15 protein-coding genes are annotated in these 22,497 nt (G+C 74.5%); 11 read left to right on the plus strand and 4 right to left on the minus strand.

Annotated features, from left to right (window positions below):
- Position 1: 1 nt before the first annotated feature.
- From NQZ70_RS03610 to NQZ70_RS03630, 5 genes are all read left to right on the plus strand, one after another.
- Positions 2-1,576: a hypothetical protein gene (locus tag NQZ70_RS03610; protein WP_272827747.1), complete on the plus strand. Its 1,575-nt coding sequence runs from the start codon at positions 2-4 to the stop codon at positions 1,574-1,576.
- An 11-nt stretch (positions 1,577-1,587) separates the two neighbouring features.
- Entirely contained in the window at positions 1,588-3,165 is a 1,578-nt protein-coding gene (locus tag NQZ70_RS03615; protein WP_129572966.1) for a VWA domain-containing protein, read from the plus strand.
- A 357-nt stretch (positions 3,166-3,522) separates the two neighbouring features.
- Complete coding sequence (locus NQZ70_RS03620; RefSeq protein ID WP_129581116.1) at positions 3,523-4,347, plus strand: hypothetical protein; 825 nt, start codon at positions 3,523-3,525, stop codon at positions 4,345-4,347.
- A gap of 16 nt (positions 4,348-4,363) precedes the next feature.
- Complete coding sequence (locus NQZ70_RS03625) at positions 4,364-5,257, plus strand: hypothetical protein (RefSeq protein ID WP_237244991.1); 894 nt, start codon at positions 4,364-4,366, stop codon at positions 5,255-5,257.
- A 338-nt stretch (positions 5,258-5,595) separates the two neighbouring features.
- Complete coding sequence (locus tag NQZ70_RS03630) at positions 5,596-6,294, plus strand: YsnF/AvaK domain-containing protein (protein WP_129572968.1); 699 nt, start codon at positions 5,596-5,598, stop codon at positions 6,292-6,294.
- Here NQZ70_RS03630 and NQZ70_RS03635 read toward each other — a convergent pair.
- Positions 6,291-7,763, minus strand: coding sequence for a hypothetical protein (locus tag NQZ70_RS03635; protein WP_129572969.1), 1,473 nt, complete (start codon positions 7,761-7,763; stop codon positions 6,291-6,293). The genes NQZ70_RS03630 and NQZ70_RS03635 overlap by 4 nt on opposite strands.
- An 83-nt stretch (positions 7,764-7,846) precedes the next feature.
- Here NQZ70_RS03635 and NQZ70_RS03640 point away from each other — a divergent pair, with 83 nt between their 5' ends.
- Together NQZ70_RS03640 and NQZ70_RS03645 are read left to right on the plus strand one after the other, a co-directional pair.
- Complete coding sequence (locus tag NQZ70_RS03640; protein ID WP_129572970.1) at positions 7,847-10,561, plus strand: hypothetical protein; 2,715 nt, start codon at positions 7,847-7,849, stop codon at positions 10,559-10,561.
- Between the two features lie 47 nt (positions 10,562-10,608).
- Positions 10,609-11,388 carry a hypothetical protein gene (locus NQZ70_RS03645; RefSeq protein ID WP_129572971.1) on the plus strand — a complete coding sequence of 260 codons (780 nt, stop codon included), beginning with the start codon at positions 10,609-10,611 and terminating at the stop codon, positions 11,386-11,388.
- Positions 11,389-11,464: 76 nt separating this feature from the next.
- Here the strand turns inward: NQZ70_RS03645 and NQZ70_RS03650 are convergent, their stop codons facing one another.
- On the minus strand, positions 11,465-12,418 hold the full coding sequence (locus tag NQZ70_RS03650) for a hypothetical protein (protein WP_129572972.1): 954 nt from the start codon (positions 12,416-12,418) through the stop codon (positions 11,465-11,467).
- 386 nt (positions 12,419-12,804) lie between these two features.
- Here NQZ70_RS03650 and NQZ70_RS03655 point away from each other — a divergent pair, with 386 nt between their 5' ends.
- A complete protein-coding gene (locus NQZ70_RS03655) occupies positions 12,805-14,208 on the plus strand; it encodes a hypothetical protein (RefSeq protein WP_129572973.1) in 1,404 nt (467 codons plus the stop codon).
- A gap of 15 nt (positions 14,209-14,223) precedes the next feature.
- Here NQZ70_RS03655 and NQZ70_RS03660 read toward each other — a convergent pair whose 3' ends face one another.
- Complete coding sequence (locus tag NQZ70_RS03660) at positions 14,224-15,195, minus strand: tetratricopeptide repeat protein (protein ID WP_129572974.1); 972 nt, start codon at positions 15,193-15,195, stop codon at positions 14,224-14,226.
- 467 nt (positions 15,196-15,662) lie between these two features.
- On the opposite strand from NQZ70_RS03660, the gene NQZ70_RS03665 reads away from it, so the two are divergent.
- Together NQZ70_RS03665 and NQZ70_RS03670 are read left to right on the plus strand one after the other, a co-directional pair.
- Positions 15,663-17,351, plus strand: coding sequence for a serine/threonine-protein kinase (locus NQZ70_RS03665; RefSeq protein ID WP_129572975.1), 1,689 nt, complete (start codon positions 15,663-15,665; stop codon positions 17,349-17,351).
- Between the two features lie 100 nt (positions 17,352-17,451).
- Positions 17,452-19,641 (plus strand): bifunctional alpha,alpha-trehalose-phosphate synthase (UDP-forming)/trehalose-phosphatase, encoded by a 2,190-nt coding sequence (locus NQZ70_RS03670; protein WP_129572976.1) that lies wholly within the window; start codon positions 17,452-17,454, stop codon positions 19,639-19,641.
- A gap of 25 nt (positions 19,642-19,666) precedes the next feature.
- Here the strand turns inward: NQZ70_RS03670 and NQZ70_RS03675 are convergent, their stop codons facing one another.
- Positions 19,667-21,289, minus strand: a complete 1,623-nt coding sequence (locus NQZ70_RS03675; RefSeq protein ID WP_237244992.1) for a right-handed parallel beta-helix repeat-containing protein — start codon at positions 21,287-21,289, stop codon at positions 19,667-19,669.
- A 561-nt stretch (positions 21,290-21,850) separates the two neighbouring features.
- On the opposite strand from NQZ70_RS03675, the gene NQZ70_RS03680 reads away from it, so the two are divergent.
- Positions 21,851-22,468 carry a nucleoside triphosphate pyrophosphatase gene (locus NQZ70_RS03680; RefSeq protein WP_237244993.1) on the plus strand — a complete coding sequence of 206 codons (618 nt, stop codon included), beginning with the start codon at positions 21,851-21,853 and terminating at the stop codon, positions 22,466-22,468.
- Positions 22,469-22,497 lie beyond the last annotated feature (29 nt).

Here is a 22,497-nt window from a genome sequence, read left to right on the forward strand (position 1 = left end):
GATGCCCAGAGATCTGCGCTCGTATCGACCGCTCCTTCACCCTTTATGGATCGGAGCCCTGGCGCTCCTCGTCCTCAACGATCACGCCCTCAAGGGGTCTGGCCTGCTCCCCGGATGGGCGACCGGAAAGCTCAGCGACTTCGCGGGTCTCCTGGTCGCGCCCGCGGTCCTCGCCGCGCTGCTCCGCCTCTCCTCGCGCCGCGGCTTCCTCGGGGCGCACGTCGCCACCGGCGCTGTCTTCTCGGCCATCAAGCTCGCTCCGGAGGCCGCCCGCGCGGTCGAGGCGCTCATGGCGCTCACGCCGCTCCCGTGGCGCATCACCGTCGACCCGACCGACCTCATCGCCCTGCCGATGCTCGTCGTGTCGTACCGCGTGCTCGGCGAGGCCGCGCGGCGGCCCGAGCCCGCGCGGCGCCCGATCGCGCACCGGCTCGCGCTGATGGCGGGCAGCCTCGCGTGCGCGGCCACGAGCAGCCCGACGGGGCCGTGCGACGAGGGCACGGGGTGCGATCCGTGGGAACCGCCGCCGCCGCAGGAGGTCGCGTCGCTCCTGATCGGCAACGCGACCGAGACCGAGCAGCTCCTCCGCGTGCGCCGGCTCCGCGAGACGGCGCGGGTCGACTGCAGCGTGATGCTCGCCGATCCGGAGGGGGCCCTCTCGCGCGATCTGTTCGAGAACGCCGAGACCTGGCTCATCGCGCCCGGCCGCGCGCTCCCGCTCGACAACGCGGGGTGCGACGCCTACCTGATCGACGCCGACGGGCTGCCGCTCACGCTGCTCGCGTGGTCGGCGGAGCAGTTCCCGGAGCAATTCCTCGTCACCACGACGGACAACTCGCTGCCCGGCCGGGTGATCGCGCTGCAGCGCGACGGCGCCAGGCTCGCGCTCGCCGAGCACCCGGCGGTGTTCGACGCGCCGCCCGCCGAGCCCCGGCCGCCCGCGGAGGCGTGCGGCGTCTCGGTGAAAGGGGGCCGGCTCGACTGGACCGTGCCCGTCTCCAAGGCGGCGGTCCTCACCGGCATCATGTCGTCCCCGGACGGGTGCCACGCCCTCGCGCTCGATCGCGGCGAGACCTTCTTCCTCTGCGCTCCCGCCGAGGCGATCCCGTTCAGCGCGGGCGACCTCCTCCACCTGAGCCCGGTCGAGATCGACGGCGGCGTCTACCCGGAGCGCCCGGAGAACGAGCGGGCGTTCGCGCGCGGCATCCACATCGAGAGCGAGACGCACGCTGTGCTCGTGCTGCGCGGCAACGTGCTCGCCCGAGGATCGATGATCGGCCGGCAGCCGTCCGTCGATTTCCGGGCCGAGCTCACCCCGCTCAAGGGCTGCCGCGGGTTCCACGACGCGTGCGGCAGCCTGGTCGAGCCGCTCGAGGTGTCGCTCCTCGGCGACGGCGTCTCCGGCGTCGTCTCGCTGCGCGCCGGAGAGATCGCCGAGCTCGCGGAGGGCGCCGAGGCGCTCCTCGTCGTGCGCGCCGAGGACATGCCCGTCCGCAACGCGGACTGCTTCACCGCCCCCATCGATCAACCCCGCCTGCTCGAGTCGGTCTGGATCGCCGCCGCCGCGGCGCCGTAGGAGGTCACGCCATGAAGCTTCGAATCCATCCTCTCCTCGCGCTCTGCGCCGCCGCGGCGCTCGGCGCGATCGGCTGCGGCAACGACGACGCGAGCGACTCCGGCGGCTTCGCCGATCCGAGCGTACCGGGGACCCCGCCGGGCAGCGTGGGCGTCTCCCAGGGCGGCTCGCAGGACTTCGGCCTGTTCCGCCAGATCCTGGAGGACGGCGAGATCCCCGGGCCGGACACGCTCGACGACGTCGGCTTCTTCGCCGAGCACAAGCTCGACTACCCCGCCGCGACGTGCGGCGACGACGTGTGCATGCACGGCCTGCTCGGGATCATGGGCAACATGATCAGCGGGTCGCCCTGCACGCTCATCCAGGTCGGGATGAACTCGCCCGTGGATCTCGGCGCGCTCGAGCGGCCGCCGCTGCACCTCGTCCTCGCGGTCGACACGAGCGCCTCGATGATGGGCGACCCGATCGAGTACCTGAAGGCGGGGCTCGTCGAGATGATCGACGCGCTCGGGCCGACCGACCGGATCTCGCTCGTCCGTTATTCGAACACCGCCGAGGTCGTCCTGGAGCACGCGGAGGGCTCGGACCGGGAGGCGCTCGCCGAGGCGTTCGAGGGGCTCGCGGCGGCCGGGTCGACCAACCTCTACGAGGGGCTCTTCACCGCGTTCGCGGTCGCGGAGCGGCACCTCGATCCGGGCTGGCAGAACCGCGTGATCTTCCTGTCCGACGGCGTCGCGACCGCGGGGCTCACCTCTCCGGAGCGGCTCGTCTCGCTCGCGCGCGGGTACGCGGAGCTGGGGATCGGCGTCACGGCCGTCGGCGTCGGCGCCGAGTTCGACGTCGACGCGATGCGCGGGATCAGCCAGGTCGGCGCGGGCAACTTCTACTTCCTCGAGGACCCGAAGGCGGTGGAGGAGGTCTTCACGGAGGAGGTGAAGACGTTCCTCGTGCCCCTGGCGCTCGACGTCGAGCTCGACGTCGACGTGGGCGACGGCTACGTCGTGCGCGGCGCCTACGGCACGAACGGCTGGCAGGGCGGCGAGCGCGGCGGGGCCGTGCGCATCCCGAGCCTCTTCCTCGCCGGCCGGACCAGCGCCGCGGAGCCCGTCGGCTCGGGCCGGCGCGGCGGCGGCGGCGCCATCCTGATCGAGCTCGTGCCGAACCCCGACCAGCGAGGCGTCGAAGACCCGCACGCGGTGGGCTCCCTCGCGCTGTCGTGGAGGCACCCGCTGACCGGCGAGATCCACGCGCAGGAGGTGGAGATCGAGGCGCCGAGCACGCCCGACGCGCCGCCGAAGGGCGGCTATTTCTCCGGCGATACCGTCGAGAAGGGCTTCGTGATGCTGAACCTCTACGCCGGCTTCAAGCTCGCCGCCCAGCTCGCCGCCGACGCCGATCCCCGCACCGCGCGGCGCACGCTCGAGGCGCTGCGCCCGAACGTCGAGGCGTGGCTCGAGGAGCACCCGGACCCGGACGTCGAGGACGACCTGCGCTACGTCGACCTGTTCATCGAGAACCTCATCACGGTGGAGGCGAGCGTGCAGCCCTACACGCCGGCCGAGCCGCCGAACCCCTGGCCCGCCGATTGATTCCGCGCTCATCCCGCGAGGCCGCCGGCCGGCGATGCGCCGCGGCGGCCTCGCGGGACGGCCGAACCCGTCGCCCGGCATTCACATGGATCCCATCAACTGGCGTTCACAGGCGCGCCCGGTGTCCTGAGACTGACGCGAACCGACGCAAACCGACGCGTACTGACGCGAACCGACGCGAACCGACGCGGACTGACGCATACCGACGCGTACCGACGCGCCCTGAAACGCTCCCCACGCGGCGAGCCAGAGCCGCGCAAATAGCGCTTCCCTGACGAGATTTGCCCTGTGTAACATCCTGTGTTTGCGGCCGTTCGAAAAGGAGAGCTCATCGTGAGAGTATCGAGAATTCTTGGGTTGGCGAGCATCGCCGCAGGTCTTTCGGCCGCGCTCCCCGCGAGCGCGGGGGTCGAGGCGTGCGGCAACATCCGCTTCGACGGGCTCTCGGACTGCGAGGTGCGCGTCACGGCCGAGTGCAAGGCGAGCTGCAGCGAGCTCGGCATCTACAAGACGGCGTGCGCCACGAAGCTCGTGCCGGTCTGCAAGACGGAGTGCTCCCTGTCGGCGGAGGCGACCTGCACGGACAGCTGCACGACGCAGTGCCAGACGGACTGCGACAGGGGCGTCAACGTCATCTGCTCCCACAACTGCTTCGTCGAGTGCACCACCGAGCGGGACGCCGAGTGCGCCGCCGCCGCCGATCCAGGGAGGTGCTCCGCGACGTGGGACGCGAACTGCGACAGCGAGTGCGACGCCCAGTGCGTGACGGTGGATGGAGGCTGCTATCAGCACTGTATCGAGTGCTGCGGCGGCTCGTGCACCGCCGACGCCAACATGGACTGCCAGACCACCTGTCAGGACGAGATCTTCGAGGAGTGCGAGCACGAGTTCCGCGCGAACTGCGATGCTTCCTGCAGCGGGGACGGCGCGCTCTTCTGCGGGGGGAGGTACATCATCTCCGGATCGCAGGTCCCGGCGTGCGTGAACGCGCTGCTCGCGCAGGGCATCTCCGTCGAGGTCGAGGCCCAGGTCTCCATCGGTCCCGACGGCGTGACGGGGGATCTGTCCGCCGGCATGTGCGCCGTGAGCCCGGGGAGCAAGGCCCCCCTCGCCGCGCCGTTCGCCGCGCTCGCCGCGGCGGCAGGCTGGCTCGCGCGGCGGCGCAGGCGCGCGTCGCGCTGATCGGCTCCACGTGGTCATGCGGCCGGCACTCCAGGCGCTGCTCGCGCTGCTCGCCCTCTCGGCCTGCGGGGGCGAGGAGGCCGACGGGCGCGTGGTGGTCGGCCTCACGACGGACATGGCGATCGGCTTCGAGGTCCACGCGATCGAGAGCACCACGACGGTGGATGGCGTCGTCACGCGCGCCGAGCGCCTCTCGTACGGCAGCGGCGATCTGTCGCTGCCGGCGGAGCTCCCGATCGCGGGAGCGCGAGACGGCGCCGAGATCGAGCTGTCCATCGCGGCGCTCCGCGACGGCGAGGCGGCGCCCGTCGTGACGCGGCGGACGGCGACCCGCGCGGTCAGCGGGCGAAGCTTGCTCCTGCCGGTCTCGATCGACGCGGCGTGCTCCGGGGTGGCCTGCGCCGCCGGCGCGACCTGCGCGGCGGGGGCATGCGTCGATCCCTTCATCGCCCCGTCCGCCCTCGACGACCACGATCCGATGTGGATCGCCTCGGCGAAGGACGCGTGCAAGACGCCCTCCTCGGGCGATCCGGCGATCGTGATCGGGCAGGGGGAGAGCGCGTTCGCTCCCCTGGACGAGGGCGAGGTGGTGCCGATCGAGGCGGGCCCTCAAGGGGGGCACCACGTGTGGCTCGCGCTGCGCACGACCGGCCTCCGGCAGATGGGCTCGCGCCTGCGGGTGGGGGGCTACTTCCCCGAGCTCGATCTCGAGCTGCTCCCCTTCACCGCGCTGGTCACGCTGCGCCGCGCAGGGGAAGGCCGCTGCGAGATCTACGGCATCCGGTTCCAGGTGGATCGAGGCCTGTCGGTCGAGGCCGTCCGGGGCCGAGCGCTCGACGTCGAGGTCACCCTGGAGGACCCGAACGGCGACGCGGCGACGGCCGCGCAGCGGGTCGTCATCGCTCCCTGACGCCTGGCGCAGCGACCCGAGCATCGCGCCGCTGTCACCGCGACGCACGGAGCCGGACGGGCGCGGCGGCGCGCTCCCGACGACGTCGGTCTCGGGCGCGACGGCGACGCCAGGATCACCGACGCTCTGTCGACGCTCTGTCGACGCTCGGATTGCATGACGATTGCATGGCGGGGAGGGACAGCGGAGGGCGCCGCGACCCGCGACAGGGCAAAGCGAGCGGTCGCCCGAGATCGGTGGGCCGAGCGGGCGCCGCTCAGCGGGGGGGCCGAGCGGCCCGTGCCGGCGGCGCCCGTTCGCGATGCAGGTCCGGAGGATTCCGGGGTTGGGGGTAGATCATGGTGAAGCAACAGGAGATCGCGCGTGGAATGGTCGTCCGGAGCTCGGACGGCGAGAAGCTGGGCAAGGTGACGCGGCTCGACGCGGACGCGTTCGAGATCGAAAAGGGCTTCTTCTTCCCGAAGGAGTACGCCGTGCGCTACGACGAGGTGCTCGGCATCCGGGACGGGGACATCATCCTCAAGCACGCCCGCGACCAGCTCGCCGGGGGGCGCGACCAGGGGCGCGGGGCCGAGGGCGCGATCGCGGCGAGCGACGAGATCCGCGTGCCGCTCGTGGAGGAGGAGCTCACGGCCGGGAAGACGGTGCAGGAGGTCGGTCGGGTCCAGGTCAGGAAAGAGGTCGTGACCGAAGAGAAGCAGGTCACCGTGCCCGTGGCGCGCGAGGTCGTGCACGTCGAGCGCGTCCCCGCGAGCGAGGCGCGCCCGATCGCGTCCGGAACGACGATCGAGGAGGGGTCGATCAGCGTCCCTGTCCGCGAGGAGCAGGTGGAGATCTCGAAGCGGCCCGTGGTGAAGGAAGAGCTCCGGATCAGCAAGGAGGTCGTCCACGAGCAGGCGCAGGCGAGGGCGACCGTGCGCCGCGAGGAGGCCGAGGTCCGGACCGAAGGGCAGGTGGGGCGCGAGGACGCGCCGGACACGGCGCCCGAGCAGATGCCGCCGGAGCTGGCGACCGGGACGGGCGGCAGGAGGCGCTAAGCGCGCCGCCGCCGCCGCGCCGCCGCGGCCGCCGCCAGGCACGCCGCGGCGACGGCGCCGGCCCAGCCCGCGCCCCCGCCGCCCGTGCGGCAGCCGCAGCCGCCGTCGCTCGGCCGCGCGCCGCCGGCTGGCTGCGCCCCGCCGGCGGACACCTCGGGCGCTCCGCCCGCGCCTCCGCCGCCGCTCGCCGCGCCTCCGCCGCCGCTCGCCGCGCCGCCGCTCGCCGTCGTCGCTCCGCCGGCGCCGGTCGCGCCGGTCGCGCTGGCGTTCGCGCCGCTGCTGGCCGCGGGGGAGCCGGCGTCCGGCGCGCAGTCCTCGTGGCCCGTCATCATCGCGATGCGCGGCCAGTCGAGCGGGCAGAGCGCCCCGACCGAGGTGCTCGTCGCGCAGTCGAGCGGGCCGCGGATGCACGCCTGCCGGAGCAGCGGCTCGAACGTCGCGCCGCCGTCGAGCGAGCGGCCGATCGTGAAGTCGTCCAGGAACTCGCTCGCGCACGCGTAGAGGCCCGCCTCCGTCCAGGCGAAGCAGCGCGGCGCGACCGTCGAGACGCGCTCGAACGAGAGCGTCGACGAGGGCGCGCGGAAGACGCCGTCGACGTCGGTGCCGACCGCCACCTCCGTGCCGTCCGGCGAGATCGCGAACGCGCGCACGAACCCCTGCGTGTCGAACGCCGGCTCGAACGTCGCGCCGCCGTCCCTCGAGACGAACAGGCGCCCCGGCGCGCTCGCGATGCGCACGTACAGCACGTCGGCGTCGCGCGGATCGACCCCCGCGATGTACGGCTCGCGCGACGTCGTGCTCCCCGGCACCACCGAGGTCTCCCACGTCTCCCCGCCGTCGGCCGAGCGCGCGATCGCCCCCTTGACGGGGCCGCCTCCGCCTGCGAGGCCGCTCACATAGATGCGCCGCGGATCCGAGGGCGCGACGTCGACCGTCCGCGCCTGGAAGCCCGCCGGGAGGAGCGCCCCCGCGCTGGCCCAGCGCGCGCCGCCGTCGCGCGACGCCCAGAGGCCGTGCCTCGGCCCCGCGACGACGGCGACGACGTGCGACGGGTCGCCCTGCCGGACCGAGAGATCGATCACCGCCTTCCCCTCGAGCTCGGCGGCGCGCGTGAAGGCGCAGCCGCCCTCGGCGCCGATCGCGAGCCCGTCGCTCAGCGCGGCGAGCACCCTGCCGCCCTCCGCCGCCGCGATGGGCGGAGCGACGGCGCCCGTGTCGTCGTACCCGACCGCGCCCTCGCAGATCCAGCGCCAGCTCGCGCCCCCGTCCCGCGTGGCCAGCAGGCCGTACGTCATCCGGGCCACGGCGCGCGCCGGGTCCGCCGGGTCGAAGACGATCTGGTCCGCGGAGGGAAAGACGCCGTTCGCAGCGGCAGGGGAGGGCAGCGCCGAGAGCGCCGCGGCGGCGAGCGCGGCGGCGCGCGCGCGGCGAGAGCGCGCCTTTGCGGCGCGCGCGGGGGGCGATCGCATCGAGGATCCATCGTACCGCGGGGCGGGCGCGCGCACGCCAAGAACCGCCCACGCGCTCTCCGCGCCCCGCTACACTCGCCGCAATGCCGGAGCGCATCGTCGTGTCCTTTCGAGGTACTGCGGCCCTCTCGCGACCGGACAGCACGGACGCGGTCCTGCCGTGGCCCGGCCGACGCGGCGCCCCGCGCGCGGCCGCGCCGCCCTCGCGCCACCGGGGCGCGCCGCGCGACGCGGGCGGCGCGGCGCGCGGCGAGGAGAGCTACCTCGCGCGGGCGCTCGCGCTGAAGAAGCGCGCCGAGGCGCTCGGCGCCACCCTGTGCGCCTGGAGCGCGCAGACCTTCTCCTTCGAGTTCACGCCGGACGACATCGAGGAGGCGGTGCTGCTCGCCGCGCTCGCCGCGGAGGACGCGTCCGTGCACGCCGACGCGCGCTTCGCGGTCGGCATCGCGCAGGGGGAGATGACGTACGTGGGTGAGGCCGGGCGCTTCACCGCGCTCTCGTGGGGGCAGCCGCTGCTCGTCGCCGTCATGCTCGCCCGCATCGCCCTCCCGGGCGACGTGCTCCTCGACCCCGCGCTGCCCGCCGTGCTCGCGGGCGAGCTCATGACCCTCGGCGCCCACCGCGGCGTCGACGGCGCGCGCCGGGTGCGCGGCCTGCGCCTCGACGCGCAGCAGCCGCTGCGCCGGCAGGTCGCCGAGAGCGTCGCGCGCCTCTCTCGGCCGCCGCTGATCGGCCGCGACGGCGAGCTCGCCGCGCTCGCCGTGCCCCCCGGCTCCCTCGCGCTCGTCCGCGCCGAGCCCGGCGCCGGCGGCTCGCGGCTGCTCCTCGAGCTGAGCCGGGTCCTCGCCCCGTCGCGGAGCCTCTTCGTCGCGCCGATCGGGGCCTCGCGCGAGCCGTTCGGCGCGCTCCGGCGCGCCCTCGCGCGCGCGGCGATCCGCGCCGAGAAGGGCCGCGCCTGCGCGCCCTCGCTCCCGGATCGGCTGAGGCCCGCGCTCGCGACGCTCATCGCCGGCGAGGGCGTCGAGCCGTGGACCGCCGCCGAGGTGGTCGCCTCGTGGCTCGCCCCGGAAGGCGCCCGCTCCGGCCTCATCCTTGTCGACGACGCCGGCGAGGTCGACGCCGCGAGCCTGGAGGTGCTCGCGATCGCGCTCGAGATGGGCGGCGGCCTGCGCGCCGTCGTCCGGCTCGGGCGCGCGGATCCGCTCCCCGCGCCGCTCAACGCGATGACCCTCGCCGCGACGGCCGCGCTGGGGCCGCTCTCCGCCGCGGGCGCCCAGGAGCTCGTCCGCCGCCTCCTCGACGGCTGCATCGACGAGGCGGGCGCGCGGAGGTGGGCCGCGCGCGCGCCGGCCTTCCCGCTGGCCCTGCGCGAGCTCATCTGCGAGGCGCTGGAGAGCGGCGCGCTGCGCTGGATCGGCAGGAGCGTGGCGCCGCGCCGGCGCAGCGCCGGGCGGGGCGGGCCCGCGCGCACCATGACCGGGGCCGAGCTCGCGGCGCCGCCCGCGTCCCGCGCGATCGAGGGCCGCCTGCGCCTGCTCGCGATCGGCCCGCGCACGGTCCTCACCGCGCTGGCGACGCTCGGCGGCGACGCGTCGGAGTCGGCGATCGACGCCCTGTGCGACGGCACCGGCGCCCCGAAGGTCGCCGCGGCCCAGGCGGCGCTGCTCGGCGCCGGCTGGGTCGTCCGCCCGGAGCCGGGCTGGCTGAAGCTCTCCTCGCGCACGCTGCGCGACGTCCTGCTCGCGGCCGTCCCGCCGGGCGAGCGCTCCGCGTGGCACCTCGCCGCGGCGCGCGTCGTCGAGGACCACGCCGGCGTGCTCGGCCTCGCCGACGCCGCGTGGCACGCCGCGAAGGCGGGCGATCGACGCTCCGCGGCCGATCTCGCCGGGCGCGCCGCGCGCGCCGCCGGCGACGCGCTGCTCGAGTCGTCGGCCGCCGAGCTGCTCGCGTTCGCCGACGAGCAGGAGACCGCGCGGGAGCACCGGCTCGACGGGGCGCCGGACAGCACCTCGAGCCAGCCGCCCACCTTCCGCACGCCGATCGAGGTGGTCGGCGACGCGCCGGATCCGCAGCGCGGCGCGCCCGTCTCGGATCGCTCCTTCGCCGACGCGTCGCGCGAGGCGGCCGACAGCGCCGCGCGCCGGCGGGGCTCCACGATGCCGGTCGAGAGCGGCGGCGCGCGCGACGGCGCTCCCCGCGCGCCGCGGCCGGACGGCGCGGCGGCGCTCCCGGACGCGGCGCCCGCGGGCTCCCCCGACGCGCCGCCGCTGGAGGAGGACTTTCCGCTCGCCGACGCCTCGGGCGATCCGCTCGCGAAGACCTCGGAGTCGCCCGTCCTGTCGATGAACGACATCGCGGTCCGCCTCGCCGAGCTGGCCAAGCAGGCGCTCGTGCAGGGCGAGCTCCGCACGCTGGAGCGGCTCGTGGAGGAGCTCCGCCGCACCGGCGAGCACCCGGGGCTGGTGGAGCGCATGACGGGGCTGATCTCGCTCGGGCGCGGCGCGAAGGAGGAGGCGCTGCGGCGCTTCCGGATCGCGGCGGAGGCCGAGGCGTCGCCTGCGCAGAAGGCGCGGGCGCTGCTCGTCTACGGGATCGCGCTCGCCGCCGCGGGCCGTACGGAGGGCGCCCTGCTCGAGGCGCTGAGCGCCCTGGCGCGCGCCCGCGAGGCCGCGGATCGCCGCGGCGAGCAGGCGTGCGCGCAGTTCCTGGCGAGGCTCGCGGCCGCGACCGGGCACGAGGAGGCGGCCCGCACGTGGACGCAGGTGGCGCGCCTCGCCGGCGCGGCGCCCCCTGCCTGACGGCGCATCGATTGACAGCGTCGTCGCGGCTGGCCATACCCGCGGCCATGTCGTCTCGAGAGCCCTCGGGCGAGCCTGCCTCCGCGCCGGGGACCGGCGAGGAGCGCGCCGCGCCGGATGCGAGCGAGGAGCACGCCGCGCGGCCCGGCGTCGGCGCGAGCGAGCAGCGCGCCGCGCGCCCCGGCGTCGGCGCGCGCTGGATCGCCGCGCTCCTCGCGCTCGCGCTCTCGCTCGGCGCGGTCGCCGGCGTCGCGTACCAGCGCTACGCCGCGGCGCACCTGCGCGAGCTCCCGAAGGTCCCCCGCTGTGTCCGTGGGGCGCGGGTCGCGTTGCGCAGGCCGGTCGCGGTGTCCGGCACGGAGCCCCGCCAGACGGCGTCGGGCGAGACGGTCTACCTCACGGCCGGCGAAGACCGCGCCGTCGCCTGCGCCCTGCAGTTCGACGACGCGCTCGCGCGCCACCTCGCCGGAGCGCTGGCCGAGCAGGCGCCCGCGCAGCGCGCCGCCCGGCTGCTCGAGCTCGTGCGCGACCACGTGCCGCCCGATCCGGCGCACGATCGCTCCGCCGCCGCGGCCTACATGATGGCCTCGGCGGCCCTGCGCGGCCTGCCCGAGGACGCGCCCGAGGTCCGCGCCGCGGCCGACGCGCTCGAGCAGCACCACGCCTGCCGCTTCGCCACGCGGCGCGTCTGCCCGACGCGGCCCTCGCCGCCGGCGCTCGTGTGGCTCGCCGGCGTCCCCGCGGCGCTGAGCCTGCTCGGGCTGCTCGGGATCGGCCTCGCCGCGAGCGCCGCGCGCTACCGGCGCTGGACCGCGCGGGGCCGCTGATCGCTCGCGCGCCGGCCGCCGAGCGCCCCCGCGCCGGTGGCGGATCGCCCGCGCTCCGGTCGCGCCCCCGCGCGCCTCAGTCGATCGCCTCGACGCGGAAGCTCGACTGGACCAGGCGGTGACGCCCCGCGCCGATGTCGGCCACGTCGAACCCGAAGCCCGCGCCCTGGTGGTGGATCCCGCCCGACGTGGCGCCGCTCGGCATCTTCACCGACGAGCTCACCGTCACGTAGACCTTCGCGCCCTTGGCGAACGCGGCGGTCATCGCGAGGACGCGCCCGGCGAGCTGCGCCGCCGCCTCGCGCGCCACCCGCGCCCAGAGCGCCGCGGCTCCGGCCGTCGACGACAGCGCGCGCACCCCGAGCACCGCGCCGGCGCCGCTCAGCTGCACCTCGAACACCGCGCGCGCCGTCTCGGGCGTGTCGGAGGCGCGCACCGCGTCCGCCACCACGGACGCGACCGTGCCGGCGGCGGGCAGATCCAGCCCCAGCGTCTTGTCCCGATCGCGCATCGCCTCGCGCAGCACCTCGCCGCCCCTGTCCATCGACATCTCGCGCGGCGCGGGGGGCGCGGTCGGCGCCGCCGGCGGCGGCGCGCGGTCCGGCAGCACGCCGGGCAGCTGCCACACCGGCACGCCGCCGACCCCGGCCACGCCCGGCGGCCCCTCGGCGCTCGGCGGCCCGTCGTACTCGGACGGCGGCGCCGGCGCCGGAGGGGCGACGGGGCCCTCCCGCGGCTCGACCGCCGCCTCCGCCGGCGCGGGCGCCTCCGGCACGCGGCGATCGCGGCGCGCCGTCCGCCCGAGGGCCGGCGCCGCGTCCTCGCGCGGCCGCGCCACGTCCGGAGCGCGGGGCTCGTCCTGCGGCGGAGCGAGCGGCGCGACGGGCTGCACCTCGATCTCGACCTCGCTGTAAGCGCCACTCGAGCGGGCCACGAGCGCAGCCGGGCGGTCCGCGATCCGCGAGAGCCACGGTATGGCAGCGTGGAGCAGCGTCGCTGCGAGCAGGAAGCGGGCCTCACGGGGGAACAAGCGCGAGCACCTTGCTGGGTGACGGAGAGGGGTGCAAGTGCGCGTTTCATCGCCGCCATGCTCTGTTCACGGCGCGCACCTCACCCTGCGCCGTCGCGAGCACATCCCTCTCGCTCCCCCGCTTCGCCGCCCGGCGGGCTCACCCACGCGTGATCCAGCAGGGCACACAGTATTACGGTCACGCTTAAATCTGCGCCTACGGCACGGTTGCCGCTTGAGCTTGTGGCCGTGCTGGTCGATCCTCCCGCTGCCACGGCGCCTTCCAGGCTCATGGCAGGAGCAGAAACGCAGCGCGGCGCCGCACGTGCACCGCGCTCACCGAACAGAAGCAGCGCCTGGCACCCAAGGCCGAGCGCTACGTCCCCGATGTGAGGAGGCGTATCGACATGAAGGGAACCGTGCGCGCAGACGGGTCGCCTGTGGACCTCTCGCCGACGCCCACGCCGCCGCCCGTCACCGTGGTCCAGGGCTCCCTGGATCGCGGTCTCCCCCTCGACCCGCCGCCCCTCGGCGCGGCGTCCGATCCGCTGGAGCAAGGGCTGCTCTTCGATCCGCCGCCCCTCGGCGCTGCGCCCGGTCCGGTGGAGCCGGGGTTCGCGCCCGGCCTCATCGATCCCGCGCTGCAGGGGGCGCCGCTCCACCTCGCCGGGGTCGGGCCGTACGGCTCCTTCTCCGCGCCGTCGCCGCGCGAGCGCCGCGCCCGCGCGTGGCGCGCGCTCGGCGCGTTCGCCCTCGCCGCGGCGACCGTGATCGCCGTCGTCGTCCTCACCGCGCGCGGGATCGCCGCGAGGATGCCGGTCAACGGCGAGGCCTTCCGCGCCATGACGCCCGTCAGCCGCGCGCTGCTCCTCGCCTCGCGCTCCGTGGCCGAGGGCGCCGCGGCGAGGGTGCTCGTCGCGCCCGAGGTGTTCGCGCGCTGGCAGGGGGCGACGCCGCCGCCCGAGATCCGGCACGACGGCTACGCGTCGATCCGCGGCGGCGTGCTCTTCACGCCCGAGACGTTCAGGCCCGCCGGCTCGAGCTACGATCTCGTGATCCATTTCCACGGCAACACCCAGCTCGTCCGCGAGAGCGCCGAGGTCGCCGGGCTGAACGCCGCGGTCGCCGTCATCAACCTGGGCATCGGCTCGGGCGCCTACGAGGAGCTCTACGCGCAGCCGGGCGTCTACGAGAGCCTGCTCGCCGACATCGACCGGGCGCTCGCGCAGCGCGGCCTGCCGACCCCGAAGCTCCGCCGGCTCGCGCTCTCCTCGTGGAGCGCGGGCTACGGCGCGATCGCGAAGATCCTGGAGCTCCGCCGCGGCATCGACGCGCTCGACGCGATCCTCGTCACGGACGGCATCCACTGCGGCTTCGTCCCGGACCACCCGAGCGGGCTCAATACCCTGCAGCTCGCCTCGTTCGCGCGCGCCGCGCAGCTCGCCGCCGCGGGGCAGGTGCTGTTCACGATCACGCACTCGGAGATCGACCCGATCGCGTACGCCAGCTCCAGCGCGACGGCCAACTACCTGCTCGGCGCGGCGGCCGGGCACCCCGTCGAGCGGTCGCGCTCGCTCGAGGCGCCGCCGCACCTGCGCCTGCGCGCGGCCGAGGGCGCCGTCTCGAGGAAGCTCGAGAAGCAGATGATCCCGACCACCGAGGCCGCCGTGGGCGAGCTCCACGTCCGCGGGTTCCGCGGCAACACGCCGGAGCACCACATGGCGCACCTGCTCCAGATGGCCTCGACCGTCCTCCCCGAGCTCGTCGAGCGCTGGCGCGAGGGCGGCGACCCCGCGCCGCCTTCCCGCTGAACCCGATCGCCCCCGTCAGCTCCGGCTCCGCGCCTCGTCCATCCAGGCCTCGATCGCCCCGGCCACCGGGTGATCCGACCCGAGCTCCGCCTCGGCCAGCCGGAGCGCCCGCTCGTAGAGCGGCAGCGCCGCGGAGGGCCGCCCGGCGGCGTGGTGGACCTGCGCGAGCCGGACCAGCGTCGGCCGGAGCGACGGGTGGGCGTCCCCGACGAGCGCCTCCCGCGCGGCGAGCGCGCGCTCGTACAGCGCCGCCGCCTCGGCCGCGTCCCCGAGCGCCTCCCGCGCGGCCGCCAGGTTGTGGAGGATCGACGCGCGCAGCGCCCCCTCCACGGCGGGGGCCGCCTCGGTGATCGCGAGCGCCCTCCGGAGCATCGCCTCCCGCTCGGCCGCCGGACGGTCCTCCTCGAAGAACGTGGCCGCGTTGTACAGCGCCTCCGCGACGAGCGGGTGGCCGGCGCCGAGCGCCCCCTCACGCAGCGCGACCGCCCGCTGGAAGAGCGGCGCCGCCTCCGCGCGCGCCCCCTTCCGGCCGAGCAGCAGGCCGAGCCGGTTCAGCAGCGCGGACAGCTCGAGCGGATCGGGGTCGCGCATCCGGTCGTAGCCCGCCAGCATCCGGCGGAACAGCGCCTCGCCGTCCTCGGCCGCCCCCTGGCGCTCCAGGATGGCGGCGAGCTGCTCGAGCAGCCTCGGCAGCGGCGGGTCCGCGCCCGCCCCCGCCGCCTCGGCGATGGCGATCGCCCTGGCGGAGCTCGCGCGCGCCTCGGAGAGCCGCCCCTGCGCGAGCTGCGCCGAGCTCAGCGCGTACAGCGGCCCCGTGAGCTCGGCGTCCCCGGCGCCGTAAATCTCCTCGGCGATGGCGATCGCCCGGGCGCACGTCGCCTCGGCCTCGGCGTGGCGGGAGCCGGCCAGCTCGGACGCCGCCTGGTCGAGTAGGCGCCGGTACTCTCTCCCCCTCCACCAGCGCCGCAGGGCGCGATCGGGTCGCATCCTTCTCTACTACCTCGTCCCCACCCGCCGGGGCGAGAGGGCCGGCGGGGACGTCCGGCGCCCGCGGCGGCGCCGCGAGGCGGGGGCGATCGGAAGAGCGTTGCGCCGGCGCGGAGCAGTGTAATCTGCTCGCAGGGTCTCGTGGTGCGCAGGTGGGATGCAGACGCTCGGTGCCAGCAACTGGCGGTCCTCGTCGATCGGGGCTATGGCGCTCGGCGCATGGTGCAGCGCCTCCCGCCCGGCCTCGGGCAGGGCTTCCGGAAGGGCCCCTGGCAGGGGACACTCGGCCTCGCGGACGGGGCGATCGAGGAAAGGTCGCCAAGGACTTTTCTTCCGTTTAGACTGCCCCGACGGCCCCACGCACCGACGCCCCCCACGATCATGAGGTCCAAGCTCACGCATCGCGAGGCATCGTTACCGAGGGGAGGGCTCGCCCGCGCCCGCACGGGGAAGGCGACGGAGTTCATATGAGTGCCAACGAAAACGTCGTCGATGAAGTAGCGCGCAGCGAGCCGATCGATCCGTTGCTCGGAAAGGTGCTCAACGGCAAGTTCAAGATCCTGTCCATGCTCGCGACCGGCGGCATGGGCACGATCTATCGCGGCGAGCAGATCCCGCTCGGGCGCCCGGTGGCGATCAAGGTCCTGATCCCGAACCAGGCGTCGCGGCAGCTCGACCCGAACTTCCACAAGCGCTTTTTCCTCGAAGCGAGCATCCTCGCGCGCCTCCAGCACCCGAACATCGTCACCGTCTTCGACTACGGCCGCATCGAGGCCGACGATCAGGACCGGTTCTTCATGGCGATGGAGTTCCTCGAGGGCGAGACGCTCTTCCGGCGCGTGCGCCGGCAGGGGCGCCTGCCGCCGCCCGAGGCGATGCGCATCGCGCGGCAGATCGCGCGCGGGCTGCGCGAGGCGCACAAGCACGGCGTCGTCCACCGCGACCTCAAGCCGTCGAACGTCATGCTCGTCTCCAACGAGGACTCGGAGGAGGCGGTCAAGATCCTCGACTTCGGCCTGGTGAAGCAGCTCGGCGACGACTCGGAGGAGCTCACGCAGCAGGGCGCGTTCCTCGGATCGCCCCGCTTCATGTCGCCCGAGCAGATCTCGCACGGCAAGGTCGATCTCAGGACCGACATCTACTCGCTGGGCGTGATCCTCTACCAGATGCTCTGCGGGAAGGTCCCGTTCGAGTCCGAGAAGTCGATCCAGATCCTGATGGCGCACCTCCAGCAGCCGGTGCCGCGCATGAAGGATCGGAACCCGGACGTCGACATCCCGGAGCCGCTCGAGGCGCTCGTGATGCGCTGTCTGGCGAAGGATCCGGACGGGCGGCCCGCGACCATGGACGCGCTCATCCAGGGCCTCGGCGAGTGCGCCCGCGGCATGGGCGTGACCACCGCGTTCGGCGGCACGCAGATCACCTCGTTCGAGTCGCTGCCCGGCGTGCAGATCTCGTCGCGCTCGTCGACCGTGCAGGCGCTCAAGGAGGCGGTGACGCTCCCGGCGCCGTCGACGGACGACGAGGCGAGCGGCCGCACCTCCGGCGTCGGCACGGGGGTCTCGGCGGCGACCACGGCGGACGCGTCGAAGGGCGCCGCGGGTTCGCAGGAGGCGCGCCCCGGCGGCGGACGCAAGGCGGCGATCCTCGCCGCGATCGGCGCCGTCGTCGTGGCGGCGGTCGTGTTCGTGCTGACCCGCAGCCCCGCGCAGAGCGAGGCCACGACCGAGCCCCCGCCCGCCGCCGCGCCGCCGCCGACGACGAGCGCGCCCAGCGAGCACAAGGGCGCGCCGTCGTTCATGCTCATCATCGAGTCGATCCCGCCGGGCGCCGAGGTCCTCGAGGACGGCAAGTCGCTCGGGCTCACGCCGCTCCAGCTCTCGATCGAGAACGAGCAGGTGCGCGCGGCGCCGCGCCGGCTGACGCTGCAGAAGGAAGGCTTCCAGCCCTACTCCATCGTGCAGGGGCCGTCCGAGATGTCCGTCCAGACCGTCGCGAGGCTCGCGCAAGTGGCGGCGCCGGCGAAGACGGAGGAGCCGTCCAACTCGGGCAGCAAGCGCAACTGGGGCCGCTCCGTTCGCCCGGCCGCGCCTCCGCCCACGACGAAGCCCGCCACCCCCGAGAACACCGCGCCCCCGATCCGGATCGACCGCTGACGTTCAGGACGAGCCCGAACAGCCGTATCGGCTCGTCCCTGATTTCGCCGCGCCGCGAGGGCGCGGCGCGGTCGCCATGCGCTAGCTTTTTCGCCCGCGCATGTCCCGCCTGCTCATCGTCTCGAACCGCCTGCCCGTGACCGTTCACGTCGATCGGGGCGACGTCTCCGTCGCCCCGTCGGCGGGCGGCCTGGTCACCGCGATGCGGAGCCCCCACGAGCGCCACGGCGGGCTCTGGCTGGGCTGGCCGGGCGACCTCTCGCGCCTCGGCGCGGCGCAGCGCGCGGCGCTCGAGGAGCAGCTCCGGCAGCTCGGCACCGTCCCGGTGCACCTCACGCCGGCCGAGGTGCGGCGCTATTACGACGGCTTCTCGAACGGCGTGCTGTGGCCGCTGTTCCACTACCTGACCGAGAAGGTCCACCTCGACGCCCGGCGCGACTGGGAGACCTACCGCGAGGTGAACGAGCGCTTCACCGAGGCGATCGTCGCGCAGCACAGGCCCGGCGACCGCGTCTGGATCCACGACTACCAGCTCACGCTCGTGCCGGCGATGCTGCGCCAGCGGATCCCGGACGCGCGGATCGGCTTCTTCCTGCACATCCCGTTCCCCGCGGCCGAGGTCTTCCGGAGCCTGCCGTGGCGGGAGCAGGTGCTGCGCGGCATGCTCGGCGCGGACGTCGTCGGGTTTCACACGGCGTCGTATCGGTACCACTTCGTCTACTCCGCCGCGCGCGTGCTCGGCCTCGATCCCGACCTCGAGACGCTCGCGGTCGAGGGGCGGAAGGTGCGGCTCGGCGTCTACCCGGTCAGCATCGACGTCGACGAGCTCGTGCGGCTCGCCCGGGACGAGGAGGTCCGCGCCGAGGCGCGGCGCATCCGCGAGCGCGCCCAGGGGCGGAAGATCGTGCTCGGCATCGATCGGCTCGACTACACCAAGGGCATCCCGCGGCGCATGCTCGCGATCGAGCGCTTCCTCGAGCGCGAGCCCGAGCTCCGGAGCAAGGTCCGGTTCATCCAGCTCGCGGTGCCGACGCGCGAGAAGGTGGACGCCTACGCCGACTTCCGGCGCACCGTGAACGAGCTCGTCGGCCGCATCAACGGCAGCTACGCGACGCTCGACGACGTCCCGATCCACTTCCTGCACCGGTCGATGCCCATGTCCGAGGTCGTCGCGCTCTACCTCGCGGCCGACGTGATGATGGTGACGCCGCTGCGCGACGGGATGAACCTGGTCTGCAAGGAGTACGTGGCCTCGCGGATCGACGACACCGGCGCCCTCGTGCTGAGCGAGTTCGCGGGCGCGGCCGCCGAGCTGATCGAGGCGCTCCCGGTCAACCCGTACGACATCGACTCGGTGGCCGCGACGATCAAGCGGGCGCTCGTCATGCCGCCGTCCGAGCAGCGCGTCCGGATGCAGGCGCTCCGGCGCCGCGTCGTCACGCACGACGTGCACCGCTGGGCGCACTGCTTCCTGAACGATCTCGAGCGCGCGTGCAGCGCGGCGCCCGAGGTCGGGGCGGTCCGGCGGCGCACCGACGCGCCCCAGCCGAACACGATCGCGAGCGCGCGCAGCGCCCCGTCGCTGGTCGTGATGCTCGACTACGACGGCACGCTCGTCCCGCTCGCGGCGATGCCCGAGCTCGCGCCGCCGGACGAGGAGCTCATCGCGGATCTGCGCGAGCTCGCGGCGCGCCCGCGGACGCAGGTGCACGTGGTGAGCGGCCGGCCGCGCGAGGATCTCGATCGCTGGCTGGGCGAGCTGCCCATCAGCCTGCACGCGGAGCACGGGTTCTTCTCCCGCGCGGCCCCCGGCGAGCCCTGGGTCGCGCTCCGCGAGGCGTCGCTCGACTGGAAGCCGCGGGTCCGCGACGTCCTCCAGGGGTTCGTCGACCGCACGGCGGGCAGCTTCATCGAGGAGAAGGTGGCGTCGATCGCGTGGCACTACCGGTCGGCCGACCCGGAGCTCGCCAGCCAGATGGCGCGCGAGGTGCCCGCCAAGCTCGAGGAGGTGCTGCGCGAGCGCGACCTCGAGCTGATCCCCGGCCGGAAGGTGCTGGAGGTGCGGCTGCGCGGCGTGAACAAGGGGGTGATCGTGCCGCGGGTGCTGGCGACGGTGCCGCCCGAGGCGATGGTGGTCGCGCTCGGCGACGACCGGACGGACGAGGATCTGTTCGCGGCGCTCCCCCCGACGGCCCTGACCATCCACGTGGGCGGCGGGGAGAGCTCCGCGGCGTTTCAGCTGCCCGATCCGGCCGCGGCGCGGCGCTTCCTGCGCGCGCTCGTGGCGTGAGCGCCCGCGCTGCGGCGCACGCGAGCTAGCGGCGGCCGCGGCGCCGGAGGGCGGCCCCGAGGAGCGCGGCCGCCGCGGCGGCGGCCGCGCCCGAGCCGGCGAGCGGGCCACCTGCGAGCGCCCCGCCGGCGCTGCACGAGCCGGCGTGGCTGGCGGCGGCGTCGCTGTCGATCTCCGCGCCGTCGTTGCCGGCGGCGTCGCCGTCCGCGCCGTCGTTGCCGGCGGCGTCGCTGTCCACGCCGTCGCTGTCGGCGGCGTCGCTGTCCGCGCCGTCGCTCTCGGCCGCGGCGCCGCCGGCGTCGTCGGCGGCGGCAGCCCTCATGGCGATCGTGGCGTCGGCGAGGCCGGGCCCGAACTCGTAGGCGCCGATGTCGATCGCGCCCGCGGTCGGCCGCTGCGGCGCTCCGCTGGCCGCGCGCACGCCCCTGGCGGGGGCGGACCGCGGCGCGGCGAGCGGGCTCGGGAACGGGTGCCCGGCCGGGCTCGGCGTCCACCGGGCGCCGGCGTCGATGAGCGGGCTGCCCGCCGCCGGGCGGAGGTCGAGCGAGCCGACGTCGGCGAACCTGGGATCGGCGCCCTGCAGCGTGCCCGTCCACGCCGCGGGGATGGCCGAGGAGCCGGACGGAACCCAGTTGTTCGCGCCCGCGATGAGCGCCGCTCCCGTCACCCAGCTCGCCGACCTGTCGACGTAGACCTCCACGCCGCCGCCGCCGCGCCGATAGAACACGTTGTTGCTCATCTCGACGCTCTCGATGCCGTCGAACATCCGGATCGCCGGCCGCGAGCCGGGGGCGAGCAGGAACGTGTTGTTGACGAACCGGAAGCGACCGAACGTCTGCCCCGTCCCGTCGCCGCCGATGCGCGCGAGGAAGTGCTGGCCCGTCTTGACGAAGACGTTGCCGACCACGTCCGAGTCCTCGCGCGCGAGCCCCTCGTCCTGGCCGTCGGGCCCGATGAGCTCGATCTCGTGGTATTTCGCGCCCTCGATCCAGTTGTAATAGATCTCGTTCCGCTCGGCGCGGCTCTTCACGTTGTTGCCGCCGTTGCCGTCGTGGACGTAGCAATGCCGCATGCGGAACACCGAGCCGAGGCGCGTCTCCTCGTCGGTCGCGATGTAGATGGGGTGCCTGCTGTCGCCGGAGCCGCACGCGTAGACCTCGACGTACTCCAGCGTGAACGAGCCCGACTCGGAGTCGGCGCCTAGGATGCCGTGGCCTGGGCAATCGTGCACCACCGCGTCGCGGACGGTGACGTCGTGCGCGCGGTTGAACACGCAGCGGCTCGCGCCCCGGGTGATCTCGAATCCTTCGAAGGTGTAATGATTGCCACCGAAGACCACCGTGTTCGTCCCTCCGGACAGCACGGGGCGGCGGCCGTTCACGCGGACGCCGCGGATGGTGATCTTCTGCGCTTCGGTGCCGGATTTCTTGAAGATCACGTCCCCTGGATAGGTCGCGTCGCCCTGGACCTCGACCACATCCCCCGCAGCGAGACGAGGGGCGACCTCCGCGAGGCTCGAGTACTGCTTGCCTCGACCCACCTCGTACGTCGCTCCGCTCGCCGGCGAGGCCGCGAGCAGCACGGAGAGCCCGATGCCCGGCGCGACGAGAGAGAGCGTGACGAGGTGTCTTGTATTGAGTTGCTGCATCGCCGCAATCTCACGTGCTGCGGAGTCGAAGTGCAAGCTGCTTTTTAATGAAATGCATGATGGGTAATTCAGGCGACACCTTACGGCGGCCAATGTACGCCATTCCTTCACGGATCCCCGGGGTTTTTGATGTTGCTGACTCTCCGTGCCCGCAGGCAAATTCGATGGAATGAATGCAGTTGGCGAATCGGCTCCGAGGTGCGGAGGGTTTCCGCGGGGATTCGAGCGGCGCCCGGGCGCGCCTGGCACGGGAATTGAAATTGAAAATGAGATGGATATGGATATGGAGATGGATTGCGATGAATCGAGAGGAAGAAAGCCGCCGAGGCGCCAAGAGAGCGAGAAGTGCGACGGGGCAAACCGCCAAGGCGCCAAGGGCGCCCAGAAAACAAGAAGAACTGAGGTGAAGAGCTCGGCCGAGGAACACGGGAAGCCCACGATTCCTCTCTTGGCGTCCTTGGCGCCTTGGCGGTCTTCTCCTCCCTCTCGTCCGAGCGGCGCGCGGGGCAGGGGGACCGGTCCCCCTCGGCACGGGCGCCGTTCCGTGCCATGGATCCGGCCATGTCCCGGGTTGTCCTCGCCTCCACGTCTCCGTTCCGGAGGGCGCTCCTCGATCGCCTCGGGCTCGCGTACGAGGCCGTCGCGCCGGCGTTCGACGAGATCGCGCCCGAGGGGCTGGCGCCCGTCGCCTGCGCCCGCGCTTTCGCGGAGGGGAAGGCGCTGAGCCTCGCGGCCGCGCATGAAGGCGCCCTGATCATCGGCGCCGACCAGGCGCTCGATCTCGACGGCGAGCTCCTCCGCAAGCCGGCGTCGCTCGACGAGGCGGCGGACCAGCTCGGGCGGCTCGCCGGGCGCGTCCACGCCCTCCACACCGCCGTCGCGGTGCACGCGCCTCCGGGGCTGCCGCTCGCGCCCGGGGAGCCGCGGACGCTGGTCGAGACCGTCACGGTGGAGCTCCGCGTCCGGCCGCTCGACCGCGCGCAGATCCGCCGCTACGTCGCGCTGGATCGGCCCATCGGCAGCGCGGGCGGGTACCTCTTCGAGAAGCACGGGCCGTGGCTGTTCGACGACGTGCGCCACGCCGACGAGACCGCCATCGTGGGGCTGCCGCTCGTGCCGCTCTGCCGCCTCCTGCGCCGGTTCGGGGTCGATCCGCTCGGCCCGCCCGCGCCCGCCTGAGCGCCCCGCCGCGCGCCGCCGCGAGAACG

The sequence above is a fragment of the Sorangium sp. So ce836 genome (genome assembly GCF_028553905.1).
Classification (GTDB): Bacteria; Myxococcota_A; Polyangia; order Polyangiales; family Polyangiaceae; genus Sorangium; species Sorangium cellulosum_D.

Coding starts and splice junctions, on each gene's coding strand:
- NQZ70_RS03640 (WP_129572970.1), top strand. CDS start 7,847: ATGCCGGAGCGCATCGTCGTGTCCTTTCGAGGTACTGCGGCCCTCTCG.
- NQZ70_RS03675 (WP_237244992.1), bottom strand. CDS start 21,289: ATGCAGCAACTCAATACAAGACACCTCGTCACGCTCTCTCTCGTCGCG.
- NQZ70_RS03665 (WP_129572975.1), top strand. CDS start 15,663: ATGAGTGCCAACGAAAACGTCGTCGATGAAGTAGCGCGCAGCGAGCCG.
- NQZ70_RS03630 (WP_129572968.1), top strand. CDS start 5,596: ATGGTGAAGCAACAGGAGATCGCGCGTGGAATGGTCGTCCGGAGCTCG.
- NQZ70_RS03610 (WP_272827747.1), top strand. CDS start 2: ATGCCCAGAGATCTGCGCTCGTATCGACCGCTCCTTCACCCTTTATGG.
- NQZ70_RS03645 (WP_129572971.1), top strand. CDS start 10,609: ATGTCGTCTCGAGAGCCCTCGGGCGAGCCTGCCTCCGCGCCGGGGACC.
- NQZ70_RS03670 (WP_129572976.1), top strand. CDS start 17,452: ATGTCCCGCCTGCTCATCGTCTCGAACCGCCTGCCCGTGACCGTTCAC.
- NQZ70_RS03680 (WP_237244993.1), top strand. CDS start 21,851: ATGTCCCGGGTTGTCCTCGCCTCCACGTCTCCGTTCCGGAGGGCGCTC.
- NQZ70_RS03655 (WP_129572973.1), top strand. CDS start 12,805: ATGAAGGGAACCGTGCGCGCAGACGGGTCGCCTGTGGACCTCTCGCCG.
- NQZ70_RS03625 (WP_237244991.1), top strand. CDS start 4,364: ATGCGGCCGGCACTCCAGGCGCTGCTCGCGCTGCTCGCCCTCTCGGCC.
- NQZ70_RS03660 (WP_129572974.1), bottom strand. CDS start 15,195: ATGCGACCCGATCGCGCCCTGCGGCGCTGGTGGAGGGGGAGAGAGTAC.
- NQZ70_RS03615 (WP_129572966.1), top strand. CDS start 1,588: ATGAAGCTTCGAATCCATCCTCTCCTCGCGCTCTGCGCCGCCGCGGCG.
- NQZ70_RS03635 (WP_129572969.1), bottom strand. CDS start 7,763: ATGCGATCGCCCCCCGCGCGCGCCGCAAAGGCGCGCTCTCGCCGCGCG.